Below are 13,658 nucleotides of genomic sequence, written 5' to 3' on the forward strand. Positions count from 1 at the left end.
ATTAGAAAAAAAGTGATGAAGCCGGATTAATGATGATTACCTTTAATATACACTTGATTATTAAGAATATTATTTGGGTCAAAACTCTGCTTGATTTTTTGCATCATTAAGCGGTTTTCCAATGGAATTGCGGCATTAAAATATTTCACTTTTGCCGTCCCGATACCATGTTCTGCTGATGGTAATCCTTTTAATTCATGGCATTTTTGGTAGAGTGCATCGTGTACTTGTTGCAACTTAATCGCCCACTGGGCTTCATCAAGTTCATCGCGTAAAATACATAAATGTACGTTACCATCGCCAGCATGACCAAAGGCTAACATTCTTACACCGCTTTCGATTTCTAGTTGCTTGGTAAAATTAACAAAATCAGCAATTCTGTTAATTGGGACGACGATGTCAATCGGATCTTGTTGAGTAACGGCTTCAACTGCACGCACTAATGAACCACGAATAGCCCAGATTTGAGCCGCTTCAGCTGGTGTTTTAGGGATTACATAGGGCACATTACCGAGGGTCGTCAGTAATTGCTCACGTTGTTTATCAATGGCGTTTCGATCATTGCCGTCGAGCATAATAATCAAATAGGCTTGTGAGTCCGGCAATGGAAACTCAAAACCTGAATAATTCTCACCCCATTTAGCCACTTTCTGCTCAACAAACTCAAGTGCGGTTGGCGTTAAGGTTTGTAACACTTTGGTGATATTGGCTATCGCTTGTTCTATGGAGGTAAAACCCACAATCATGGTTTCTATAATGCTAGGCTTTGCGATCAGTTTTAAAGTACACTGAGTGATAACGCCAAGTGTCCCTTCGCTCCCAATAAACAGATGCTTGAGTGATAACCCAGTATTATCTTTAATATTTTTACTACCAATATTTAAGATGGTACCATCGGCTAATACTACTTCAAGTGCTTGTACATAATCACGTGTCACCCCATATTTTACCGCTCTCATGCCACCAGCATTGGTACTAACATTTCCGCCAATTGTTGATTTTTTTTCACCTGGATCGGGGGGATAGAATAGATGATGTTGTTCAACGTATTGTTGTAAGTCACTTAAAAAGACACCTGATTGGACTGTGACAGTGAAAGTCTCCTTATCTAATTCGATGATATTATTCATTAATGATAAGTCTAAGATTATGCCTCCATTTGGAATGGTTGAACCGACCAAGTTTGAACCGGCACCCCGTGGCGTAACACTAATTCCATTTTGGTTAGCATAGTGCATAATTTTTGCCACTTCTTGAGTCGTTTTGGGTAAAACTAATAGGTCAGCTTGACCGTGTTCAAGTTTTAGCCCATCACTCAAATAGGAGGATTCAATCCAACTTTTTGTGATGACGCGTTGTGGATCATTGATCATTTCCATTATCTGTTTCATGTCTTTTATCCATTATTTATGACGTTTATCAAGGTAGTTGGCTAAACTATCACCTAAAAACTGCAAGAGTTGTACAATAATAATCAGTATCACAATACAAATGATTAATACTTCGGTGACATAGCGCTGGTAACCATAACGAATCGCCAAATCACCGATACCACCACCACCCACAATCCCAGCCATTGCACTATAACCAATAAGTGATATAACCGTTACTGTCGCATGGCGAACCAGTTGCGAAAATGCTTCAGGAAACAAAATCCCCGTAATGATACGCCAATGAGATGCACCACTTGCAACCGCGGCTTCAACCACACCATTATCAACTTGACTAAAAGCGTTTTCAGCAAGCCTTGCATAAAATGCAACGGCTGCCAGTGATAAAGGGAAAATAACGGCCTTTGGCCCGATAGACGTGCCGACTAAATAAAAACCAGCAGGTAACACAGCAACCATGAGGATTAAAAAAGGAATTGACCGCGTCGCATTCACAATAAAACCAGAAATCTGATTGATCACTTTATTTTTAAAGAAGAAACGGCTTGATGTGATATATAAAAATAATCCAATGATCGTACCAAATAGAATTGCAGCAAGTAATGACCAACCGACCATAATAAAGGTTTCTTTAGCTGCAATCCAAAGTAGGTCAGTAATATCAGCCCAATTTAGTTTGATCATTAGCTTATATCCTCAACAATTACATCATGTTTTCTTAATGAGGCAATCAGCATAATAATATTCTCATTTTCACCAATCAGTTCCACAACCAAATTACCTAAGGCTTGGTCGTTAAAATATTCAATAAAGCCATGCAAAATATTAAACGTGACATTTGCCTGCATGGCTGACTCGTGTAGTACTGGCTGAGTTGCATTTTCATTAATATAACGTAGTCGAACTAATTTACCCTTAACACTCTTTTTAACATTCGCAGGTAAAGCCGTGCTTTCATCAATATTTAAAAATGCTTGTGTAAACTGTTTTTGTGGTGACGCAAACATAGCAAAGGTATGATTCAGTTCGACGATTTCACCTTTTGACATCACTGCAACACGATTACAAATCTTTTTTACGACATCAATTTCATGGGTGATTAACACAATCGTTAATTTAAATTTTTGATTAAGTTGTTTAAGCAGCTCTAAAATTGATGCCGTGGTTTGCGGGTCAAGCGCACTGGTTGCTTCATCACATAGTAGTATTTTTGCATCGTTAGCTAACGCTCGAGCAATACCAACACGCTGCTTTTGGCCACCACTTAATTCTGCTGGGTATGCATTAGCTTTATCACTTAAACCAACTAAAGCCAGTAGCTCTGCAACTTTATCTTTAACAACCTGACCTCGTTTACCCGCCGCTTTTAATACAAAGGCAATATTTTCATAGACGGTTTTAGATGACGCTAAGTTAAAGTTTTGAAAAATCATACCAACTTGAAAGCGAAAGGCTTGCAAGTCTCGTCCAGATAAATGACGGATATCCGTACCATTTACTAAAATTTGCCCAGCCGTTGGATAAGCCAGACAGTTTAATGTTCTCACTAGCGTGCTTTTCCCTGCACCACTTGAGCCGATAATACCAAAAATGTCGCCCTCATACACATCAAAGGAGACATTTTTTACAGCATCAATGGTCTGGTGTTTCGATTCAAAACTGACCGAAACATTTTTTACTTGAATAAGGGGGTTATGATCCATAACGTTTAATACAACTGATAATCGGGTTTTTGGAAAGTATAAAAGATACCGTTTCTATCTTCAATGACGTGATTAAAACCGTCAGATTTTAAAACGTCAACAATATCTTTACCTAGTGTATCAACTGATTCGGTACGGATTGCAATAACATTTTTAAGATCTTTGTCTAGCACTTCGGTATACAGTGCTTTGGATAAATCTAAACCTGCACCAATTGCATAGTTACCATTGACAACCGATAATACCGCACTATCAAGAGAACGAGGTGTTTGTGGCGCTTCAATTGGAACAATCACAAGTCCATATGGGTTTTCGATAATATCTTTAGGCGTAACTTCACTTGGTTTTGCTGTTGGATTGAGTTTAATTAATCCTGCTGCTTGTAAAATACGTAGAGCACGGGCTTCATTGGTGATGTCATTTGAAATCGTGACTTGATCACCCGCCTTTAATTGTGAAAAATCTGTAATCTTGTTAGAAAAAATCCCAGCACCTGCGGTGGGTACAAAGGCAATTGCAGTCAGATCTAAATTACGTGCTTGTTTAAAGTTATTAAGGTAACTTAAGTGCTGAAACAAATTAATATCAATTTCTTTGTTTGCTAAAGCAATGTTAGGTTGTACATAATCACTAAATTCACGAATCTCAATTTTATAGCCTTTTTTTTCTAAACCGGGGGCAATGGCTTGTTTAAACATATCGCCATAAGGGCCTGCGGCAACACCTACAATTAATGTATTTTCACTTTTGCTGTTATCACACCCGGTTAGAGCGAAAGCGGCAAATAAGATACCTAGACCAACGCCTATGATTTTTTTTAACATGGTAATTTTTCCTTCAATTTTGATAAACGCGCCAATGCAGCAACTAAAGTTTGTTCTTTCTTGGCAAAATGGAAACGAATGTAACGATACTCTGGTTCTTTAAAAAAGGCTGAGCCAGGGACAGCGGCAACACCAACTTCTTTAATCAACCATTCACAAAATTCAAAATCAGTCTCAAAAGGGTTAAACGCCGAAATATCGACAAGCACATAATACGCACCTTGTGGTTCGTAATAAGATAAACCAATTTGGTCTAGACCCTCTAAAAATAGGCGGCGTTTTTCACTGTAAGTTTGTGTTAATTGCGCATAATACTCATCATCAAATGCGAGCCCTGCACACGCAGCTTTTTGTAATGGTGCCGCAGCGCCAACTGTTAAGAAGTCATGGATCATTTTACAACCATCGATAATCTTTTTATCAGCGATAATATGACCAAGTCGCCAGCCAGTTATAGAATAGGTTTTCGATAATGAGCTGCACGTAATGGTGCGCTCTTGCATGCCCGGAAAGCTAGCCAGATAAAGGTGACGATGTGGCTCGTACACTAAATGTTCATAAACTTCATCAGTGATGACATAAGCATCAAATTCAATCGCAAGTTGACTAATATAGTCTAACTCTTGTTGATTAAACACCTTACCACATGGGTTACTTGGATTACACAGGATTAATGCTTTAGCACCTTGTGCAAAGGCATCTCGTAATTGCTGTTTATCAAATTCAAACGTGGGTGGAATCAATGGCACATAAATCGGTGTTGCATCCGACAAAATTGCATCTGCCCCATAGTTTTCATAAAACGGCGAGAAAATGATGACTTTATCTTTTGGATTACACACAGTCATGACAGCGCACATCATTGCTTCCGTACTACCACAGGTGACCAGCACATTTTCATTTGGATCGATATTAATATTCATCAATTTTTGTTGTTTTTTTGCCAGTAATTGTCTGAACTCGGCTGACCCCCAGGTGATTTCGTACTGATGTGGTCCATTATCAGCCGCGAGTTTTAATGCGGTGACTAATTCTGCGGGCGGATCGAAGTCAGGAAATCCCTGAGATAAATTGATGGCATCATATTGGTTAGCGATGCGCGTCATACGGCGGATCACTGAATCTGAAAAATGGTTAAGTCGATCAGCTAATTTATGCATAGTGGTAACATCACAATAAAAGGGAAAGTCGATCATTATAATATAAGCGCGCTAGAAACGGGTTAAATAATAAATTTATATATCCTTATAGCTTTTATTTATATACTAATAAATATTACTGTCTTATTTATATAACAAATATCGTGAGTTAGCTTTGACATCGGTGGTGAATTTTTATAAACACGGTATAATTATTGCCAATTATCATTAGTTGGTACAATCATGAAATATACTGATTTAAGAGATTTTATTGAACAGTTAGAAAAGCAGGGCGAGCTCAAGCGTATTAGCTATCCTGTTAATCCACATCTAGAAATGACCGAAATAGCCGATCGTGTTTTGCGTAGTGAAGGCCCAGCATTGCTGTTTGAAAACCCAATTGGTTATGATATGCCAGTATTGTGCAATTTATTTGGTACGCCAAAGCGCGTTGCTATGGGGATGGGTCAAGATGATGTTTCGGCTTTACGGGAAGTGGGCCATCTGCTCGCTTTTTTGCGCGAGCCTGATCCTCCAAAAGGTATCCGTGGTTTCTTTTCTGAATTACCGAAATATAAGCAAGTATTAAATATGCCCGTGAAACAGCGTTCATCTGCCGCTTGCCAAAGTGTCGTGTTAAAAGATGATGAGGTTGATTTAATGCAAATTCCAATTATGCATTGTTGGCCTGATGATGTAGCACCATTAGTGACATGGGGATTAACGATTACCAGAGGACCATATAAAGAACGGCAAAATCTTGGTGTATATCGTTTACAGCGTTTAGCTAAAAATAAGCTCATCATGCGCTGGTTATCCCATCGTGGTGGTGCGATTGATTTTCAAGAATGGCAAAAAGAGCACCCAGGGGAAAAATTCCCGGTTGTGGTTGCCTTAGGTGCTGACCCGGCAACAATTCTTGGTGCGGTAACCCCTGTTCCTGATTCATTATCTGAATATGCATTTGCAGGATTATTACGTGGGCATCGTACTGAAGTGGTCAAAGCACTTTCTTGTGATTTAGACGTACCAGCCAGCGCAGAAATTGTCTTGGAAGGCTATATTGATCCAAATGAGACGGCATTAGAAGGACCGTATGGTGATCACACTGGGTATTATAATGAAGTTGAGCGTTTTCCCGTTTTCACCATTACACATTTAACGAAACGTAAAGATGCAATATATCATTCGACCTATACGGGGCGACCACCGGATGAACCTTCTGTAATGGGGCTGGCACTAAATGAGGTATTTATACCTATTTTGCAAAAACAATTCCCTGAAATTGTCGATTTTTATTTGCCACCTGAAGGGTGTTCGTATCGCATTGCTGTCGTTACTATTAAGAAACGTTATGCGGGTCATGCCAAGCGGATTATGATGGGCGTGTGGTCTTATTTACGGCAATTTATGTATACCAAGTTTGTCATTGTTTGTGATGATGATATCAATGCTCGTGATTGGAAAGATGTGATGTGGGCAATTTCAACCCGCATGGATCCTAAACGGGATGTGACATTTGTTGAACATACACCGATCGATTATTTAGACTTTGCATCACCAATATCCGGGCTTGGTTCTAAAATTGGATTAGATGCAACCAATAAATGGCCAGGTGAAACGTCGCGTGAATGGGGGCGTATTATTGAAAAAGATCCCGATGTTGTCGCGCACGTCGATCAAATTTGGGATAAATTGGGATTATAGATGTAAATTTCATCGTGAAAACAGATCATTTTTACACTATAATTACCCATTATGATAAAAATTTAACGAAAATAATGAGCGTGTAATTAGGTAAAAACAAATACTTAATAGCTCTTGCTTTTCGTTTAAATCTGTAGCATAATGTTGCCCTCATTTAACTTAGGGGAGCTGTCTGTTATCGGTTTAACAGGGCGTTAGCACCCGAGATAAGGAAACACAAATGGCAAAGAAAGTACAAGCCTACATCAAGTTGCAAGTTGCAGCTGGTGCAGCAAATCCTAGTCCGCCAGTTGGTCCAGCACTTGGTCAACACGGTGTGAATATCATGGAATTCTGTAAAGCATTTAATGCAAAAACAGAAGGTTTAGAAAAAGGTTTACCAACTCCGGTTGTTATTACTGTATATTCTGACCGTTCATTTACATTCATTACTAAAACTCCACCTGCTGCAGTTCTTCTTAAGAAAGCTGCTAAAATCAAGTCTGGTTCTGGCGAACCTAACAAGAAGAAAGTAGGTAAAGTAACTAGCGCGCAGATTCGTGAAATTGCTGAATTGAAAGCTGCGGATATGAATGGTGCAACTATTGAGACGATGATGCGTTCTATTGAAGGAACAGCTCGCTCGATGGGTCTGGAAGTGGAGGGTTAATCAATGGCTAAACTATCTAAAAAAGCTAAACTTATCCGCGAAAAAGTGAATGCAACTAAACAATACGAAATTAATGAAGCGATTGCTTTATTAAAAGAATTAGCAACGGCTAAATTTACTGAAAGTGTTGATGTTTCTGTAAATTTAGGTATTGATGCGCGTAAATCAGACCAAAACGTACGTGGCGCTATCGTTCTTCCGAACGGTACTGGACGTAGTGTTCGCGTCGCTGTGTTTACACAAGGTGCAAACGCAGAAGCAGCTAAAGCTGCTGGTGCAGAACTTGTTGGTATGGAAGATTTAGCGGATCAAATCAAAAAAGGCGAAATGAACTTTGATGTTGTCATTGCATCACCAGACGCTATGCGTATTGTTGGTCAATTAGGTCAAATTTTAGGGCCACGTGGCTTGATGCCAAACCCGAAAGTGGGTACTGTAACGCCAAACGTTGCTGAAGCAGTTAAAAATGCTAAAGCAGGTCAGGTTCGTTACCGTAACGACAAAAATGGTATTATCCATACCACTATCGGTAAAGCTGACTTTGATACAAACCAATTAAAAGAAAACTTAGAAGCATTACTTGTTGCGCTTAAACGTGCGAAACCAGCATCTTCTAAAGGTGTATTTATTAAGAAAGTTAGCCTGTCAACCACTATGGGTGCAGGTGTTGCTATCGATCAAGCAAGCTTGAGCGCAGCAGTCTAAACTTTTTTAATGTAGTAAAGAATCGGTTGGTGTCTGGCCTAATCCAGACCCCGTCCAAGACCGTAGGTGTAAGGTACAATAAATGTATTTTACTTAATTTTCCTACGTAGACGGTGACAGAACCTAAAAGTTATTTTAATTAGATAAATATAGTTGAATTAACAGGACTCTGCTCACCGTAAATACGCTAATTATTAGTCTGACAAATGTCAGTCTTAATAATTGGTATAGTGAGTCTAGGCGTAAGCCTAGTTTAATTCAGGAGCAAAACTAATGGCACTAAACCTTCAAGATAAACAAGCAATTGTTGCTGAAGTTAACGAAGTAGCCAAAGGTGCGCTGTCTGCAGTTGTCGCGGATTCTCGTGGCGTTACTGTAGAAAAAATGACTGCATTACGTAAATCAGCTCGCGAAGCTGGCGTTTATATGCGTGTTGTTCGTAACACGTTATTACGTCGCGTCGTTGAAGGTACTCCTTATGAGTGCTTGAAAGATACGTTTGTTGGTCCAACTCTTATTGCATTTTCAAACGAGCACCCAGGTGCTGCAGCGCGAATTTTTAAAGCGTTTGCAAAAGAAAATGACAAATTTGAGATTAAAGCAGCAGCCTTTGAAGGTGAGTTAATTACTGCGGCTAACATTGACCGTTTAGCAACGTTACCAACTTACGAAGAAGCATTAGCTCGCTTGATGTCGACCATGAAAGAAGCCGCAGCAGGCAAATTGGCTCGTACACTTGCAGCAGTTCGCGATCAAAAACAAGAACAAGCTGCGTAATTTTGTTATTAACAAATACGCAAACTGTTTTAATTGTGAACAATTTACTAATTTTAAAAAATTCTATATTTAGGAAACTATATTATGTCTATCACTAAAGAACAAATTTTAGATGCAGTTGCTGAAATGTCTGTAATGGACGTTGTTGAACTAGTATCAATGATGGAAGAAAAATTCGGTGTTTCTGCAGCAGCAGCAGTAGCAGTTGCAGCAGCGGGTCCAGCTGAAGCAGCAGAAGAGAAAACTGAATTCGACGTTATCTTAAAAGATATCGGCGCTAACAAAGTAGCAGTTATCAAAGCAGTACGTGGTGCAACTGGCTTAGGCTTAAAAGAAGCTAAAGACCTTGTTGAATCAGCTCCTGCAACAGTTAAAGAAGCAGCTAGCAAAGATGATGCTGAAGCACTTAAGAAAGCACTTGAAGAATCTGGTGCTGTTGTCGAACTTAAATAAGTTTGATTTAAATAGTGCAGCCTGAAAAGGCTGATGGCTGGGGGTTTTTTACCTCCAGCCTTTTTGCGCTGTAATAGGTGTGAAAAAGAAATTGTATATAGCGATAAATGAAATAATATATAATTAAAATCCTAATCAATTGATATTTATAAATATTTCGAGCAGGTGTCAGATTACAGTCAGGGTCTGATGAATATTTAATAAAGCCGATATGATATTAATTCCAATATCGACGGCCGATCAGCAAGTTGAGGAACTAATGGTTTACTCCTATACCGAGAAAAAACGAATTCGTAAGAATTTTGGTAAACGTCCACAAGTGTTGGATATACCCTATCTTCTTTCTATTCAACTTGATTCGTTCCAGAAGTTTATTGACCAAGATCCAGAAGGTCAATATGGTCTAGAAGCCGCTTTTCGTTCAATCTTTCCTATAAAGAGTTATAGTGGTAGTGCAGAACTTCAATATGTCTCATTTAAAATGGGTGAACCAGTTTTTGATGTAAAAGAGTGTCAAATCAGAGGCATCACTTATTCTGCGCCATTGCGTGTTAAATTACGTTTAGTGATTTACGATAGAGATGCGCCTGAAGGAACGGTAAAAGACATTAAAGAACAAGATGTCTACATGGGTGAAATTCCACTCATGACAGATAATGGAACGTTTGTTATTAACGGTACCGAGCGTGTAATTGTGTCTCAGTTACATCGTAGCCCGGGTGTGTTCTTTGATAGTGACAAAGGTAAAACTCACTCGTCAGGTAAAGTGTTATACAACGCAAGAATTATCCCTTATCGTGGTTCTTGGTTGGACTTTGAATTTGATCCTAAAGATAATTTATTTGCTCGTATTGACCGTCGTCGTAAATTACCAGCAACAATTATTCTACGTGCTTTAGGTTTTGAAACTGAACAAATCTTAGATATTTTCTTTGAAAAAACCGTATTTGAAGTTGCAAAATCTAAATTAAAAATGGATTTACTGCCTGAACGTTTACGTGGCGAAACCGCCCTTTTTGATATTGAGTCGAAAGGACAAGTTTATATCGAAAAAGGCCGCCGTATTACAGCAAGACATATCAGACAATTAGAAAAAGATAAAATTACTAAAATCGATGTGCCTGTTGAGTATATTATTGGTAAAGTTCTGGCAAAAAATTATGTTAATGAAAGTACTGGTGAGATTATTGCTCCTGCCAATACACCAATTTCATTAGAGTTACTGGCTGAATTAACTAATGCTGGTTACAAAAAGATTGAAACATTATTTACCAACGATCTTGACCACGGTTCATTTATTTCAGAAACATTAAATGTTGATCCAACAAACGACAGATTAAGCGCGCTTGTTGAAATCTATCGTATGATGCGTCCTGGTGAGCCACCAACAAAAGAAGCCGCAGAATCATTATTTGAAAATTTATTCTTTACTGAAGAACGTTATGATTTATCGGCTGTAGGTCGAATGAAGTTTAACCGTTCATTAAATCGTGATGATATTGAAGGTAGTAGCGTATTAACTAAAGAAGACATTATCGAAGTAATGAAAAAACTCATTGCTATCCGTAATGGTCACGGTGACGTGGACGATATTGACCACTTAGGTAACCGTCGTATCCGTAGTGTTGGTGAAATGGCTGAAAACCAATTCCGTATTGGTTTAGTCCGTGTTGAACGAGCAGTGAAAGAACGCTTATCATTAGGTGATCTTGATGCATTAATGCCACAAGACATGATCAATGCAAAACCAATTTCAGCTGCAATTCGTGAGTTCTTTGGTTCAAGCCAGTTATCTCAGTTTATGGACCAAAATAACCCATTATCTGAAATTACACATAAACGTCGTATTTCTGCATTAGGACCTGGTGGTTTAACGCGTGAACGTGCTGGCTTTGAAGTCCGTGACGTACATCCAACCCATTACGGTCGAGTGTGTCCAATCGAAACCCCTGAAGGGCCAAATATCGGTTTGATCAACTCACTTGCGGTATATGCTCGTACCAACGAATATGGTTTCTTAGAAACTCCATACCGTCGTGTAATTGATGGCGTTGTGACCGATGAAATTAACTACTTATCAGCAATCGATGAAAGTACTTATGTTATTGCTCAGGCTAACTCAAACTTAGATGATGATGGTCGCTTCAAAGAAGATCTGATTACATGTCGTTTAAACGGTGAGTCTGGTTTATACAGTGCTGATCAAGTTAACTATATGGACGTTTCAACACAACAGATCGTGTCGGTCGGTGCGTCGTTGATTCCATTCCTTGAACACGATGATGCGAACCGTGCCTTAATGGGTGCGAACATGCAACGTCAGGCAGTGCCAACATTAAAAGCGGAAAAACCGTTTGTTGGTACAGGTATGGAACGTGCAGTAGCGGTTGACTCAGGTGTAACGGTTGTTGCCAAACGTGGTGGTAGCGTTCAATATGTGGATGCATCACGTATCGTGATTAATGTGAATCCTGATGAGATGTATTCAGGTGAAGCTGGTATTGATATCTACAACTTGACTAAATACACTCGTTCAAACCAAAACACGTGTATCAACCAAATTCCATGTGTTGATTTAGGTGAAAAAGTTGAACGTGGTGACGTATTAGCTGATGGTCCTTCAACAGACCTTGGTGAATTAGCCTTAGGTCAAAACATGCGAGTGGCATTTATGCCATGGAATGGTTATAACTTCGAAGACTCAATCTTAGTGTCTGAAAAAGTCGTGCAAGATGACCGTTTCACTTCGATTCATATTCAAGAATTATCCTGTGTGTCTCGTGACACGAAATTGGGTGCTGAAGAAATTACAGCGGATATCCCAAATGTTGGTGAAGCTGCATTATCTAAGCTCGATGAATCAGGAATTGTGTATATCGGTGCTGAAGTGAAAGGTGGTGATATTCTGGTTGGTAAAGTGACACCAAAAGGTGAAACACAATTAACACCAGAAGAAAAACTACTTCGCGCTATTTTTGGTGAAAAAGCCTCAGATGTTAAAGATACTTCGTTGCGTGTACCAAATGGTGTATCAGGTACTGTTATTGACGTCCAAGTCTTTACGCGTGATGGCGTTGCTAAAGATAAACGTGCTCTTGAAATTGAAGATATGCAGTTAAAACAAGCTAAGAAAGATTTAACTGAAGAGTTCAAAATCTTAGAAGCAGCGTTATTTGCTCGTATTAAAGATATTCTTGTGGCAGGTGGTATTGAAGCAAGTAAACTTGATGTGTTATCACGTGAGAAATGGTTAACAATTGGCTTGTCTAAAGAAGATAAACAAGCGCAATTGGAAGAGCTTGCTGCTCAGTATGATGAAATCAAAGCTGAATTTGATAAGAAACTTGAAGCTAAGCGAATGAAAATCACGCAAGGCGATGATTTACAACCAGGTGTTCTAAAAATTGTTAAGGTGTATTTAGCGGTTAAACGTCAAATCCAACCGGGTGATAAAATGGCGGGTCGTCATGGTAACAAAGGGGTTATTTCAAAAATTAACCCAATTGAAGATATGCCATATGACGAAACGGGTTGTCCGGTCGATATCGTGCTAAATCCACTTGGTGTTCCATCTCGTATGAACATCGGTCAGATTTTAGAAACCCATTTAGGGATGGCTGCTAAAGGTATCGGTATTAAAATTGATACAATGTTAAAAGAACAACAAGAGTTAGCTAAATTACGTGACTTTATTCAAAAAGCTTATGATTTAGGTCTTGGTGCATCACAAAAAGTTAACGTTGCTGAATTTACTGATCAAGAAGTGAAGACTTTAGCACAAAATCTTCGTAATGGTATGCCGCTTGCAACACCTGTATTTGATGGTGCAAAAGAAGCTGAAATTAAATCATTACTTGAGTTAGGTGATATTCCAACATCAGGGCAAATTACCCTTTATGATGGCCGCACTGGTGAGAAGTTTGAACGTCCAGTAACTGTTGGTTACATGTACATGTTAAAACTTAACCACCTTGTTGATGACAAGATGCATGCTCGTTCAACGGGTTCATACAGCTTGGTTACTCAGCAACCGCTTGGTGGTAAAGCTCAGTTCGGTGGTCAGCGCTTTGGTGAGATGGAAGTGTGGGCACTTGAAGCTTATGGTGCTGCATATACTCTACAAGAAATGTTGACAGTAAAATCGGATGACGTAAACGGTCGTACGAAGATGTATAAAAATATTGTAGATGGTGATCATCGTATGGAACCAGCTATTCCTGAATCATTTAACGTATTGTTAAAAGAGATCAGATCGCTTGGTATCAATATTGAATTAGATGAAGAGTAATTGTTCTGATTTTAAGATTGCT

At 39.1% G+C, this 13,658-nt stretch carries 11 protein-coding genes; 6 read left to right on the plus strand and 5 right to left on the minus strand.

Annotated elements, in window-relative coordinates:
- Positions 1-26: 26 nt before the first annotated feature.
- From ABEA36_RS11635 to ABEA36_RS11655, 5 genes are read right to left on the minus strand one after another with little or no spacing between them, the layout of a single operon-like run.
- Positions 27-1,391 (minus strand): FAD-binding oxidoreductase, encoded by a 1,365-nt coding sequence (locus tag ABEA36_RS11635; protein WP_345492348.1) that lies wholly within the window; start codon positions 1,389-1,391, stop codon positions 27-29.
- Between the two features lie 12 nt (positions 1,392-1,403).
- A complete protein-coding gene (locus ABEA36_RS11640) occupies positions 1,404-2,075 on the minus strand; it encodes a methionine ABC transporter permease (protein ID WP_345492350.1) in 672 nt (223 codons plus the stop codon).
- The gene (locus tag ABEA36_RS11645; RefSeq protein WP_345492352.1) at positions 2,075-3,094 is read right to left on the minus strand and encodes a methionine ABC transporter ATP-binding protein; all 1,020 of its coding nucleotides are present in this window, start codon (positions 3,092-3,094) and stop codon (positions 2,075-2,077) included. The genes ABEA36_RS11640 and ABEA36_RS11645 overlap by 1 nt, the downstream gene beginning before the upstream one ends.
- Positions 3,095-3,099: 5 nt before the next feature.
- The gene (locus tag ABEA36_RS11650) at positions 3,100-3,918 is read right to left on the minus strand and encodes a MetQ/NlpA family ABC transporter substrate-binding protein (protein ID WP_345492354.1); all 819 of its coding nucleotides are present in this window, start codon (positions 3,916-3,918) and stop codon (positions 3,100-3,102) included.
- Positions 3,912-5,078, minus strand: coding sequence for a pyridoxal phosphate-dependent aminotransferase (locus ABEA36_RS11655; RefSeq protein ID WP_345492356.1), 1,167 nt, complete (start codon positions 5,076-5,078; stop codon positions 3,912-3,914). The genes ABEA36_RS11650 and ABEA36_RS11655 overlap by 7 nt, the downstream gene beginning before the upstream one ends.
- A 222-nt stretch (positions 5,079-5,300) precedes the next feature.
- On the opposite strand from ABEA36_RS11655, the gene ubiD reads away from it, so the two are divergent.
- The 6 genes from ubiD to rpoB all read left to right on the plus strand — a co-directional run bounded on the left by ubiD (position 5,301) and on the right by rpoB (position 13,636).
- Positions 5,301-6,764: a 4-hydroxy-3-polyprenylbenzoate decarboxylase gene (gene ubiD, locus ABEA36_RS11660; protein WP_345492358.1), complete on the plus strand. Its 1,464-nt coding sequence runs from the start codon at positions 5,301-5,303 to the stop codon at positions 6,762-6,764.
- A 220-nt stretch (positions 6,765-6,984) separates the two neighbouring features.
- A complete protein-coding gene (gene rplK / locus ABEA36_RS11665) occupies positions 6,985-7,413 on the plus strand; it encodes a 50S ribosomal protein L11 (RefSeq protein ID WP_345492360.1) in 429 nt (142 codons plus the stop codon).
- A gap of 3 nt (positions 7,414-7,416) precedes the next feature.
- Entirely contained in the window at positions 7,417-8,118 is a 702-nt protein-coding gene (gene rplA, locus ABEA36_RS11670) for a 50S ribosomal protein L1 (protein ID WP_345492362.1), read from the plus strand.
- Between the two features lie 273 nt (positions 8,119-8,391).
- Complete coding sequence (gene rplJ / locus ABEA36_RS11675; protein WP_345492364.1) at positions 8,392-8,895, plus strand: 50S ribosomal protein L10; 504 nt, start codon at positions 8,392-8,394, stop codon at positions 8,893-8,895.
- A gap of 84 nt (positions 8,896-8,979) precedes the next feature.
- Positions 8,980-9,348, plus strand: a complete 369-nt coding sequence (rplL, locus tag ABEA36_RS11680) for a 50S ribosomal protein L7/L12 (RefSeq protein ID WP_345492366.1) — start codon at positions 8,980-8,982, stop codon at positions 9,346-9,348.
- 259 nt (positions 9,349-9,607) lie between these two features.
- Positions 9,608-13,636, plus strand: coding sequence for a DNA-directed RNA polymerase subunit beta (rpoB, locus tag ABEA36_RS11685; RefSeq protein ID WP_345492509.1), 4,029 nt, complete (start codon positions 9,608-9,610; stop codon positions 13,634-13,636).
- Positions 13,637-13,658 lie beyond the last annotated feature (22 nt).

The sequence above is a fragment of the Orbus sasakiae genome, assembly GCF_039542345.1.
GTDB classification, from domain to species: Bacteria; Pseudomonadota; Gammaproteobacteria; order Enterobacterales; family Orbaceae; genus Orbus; species Orbus sasakiae.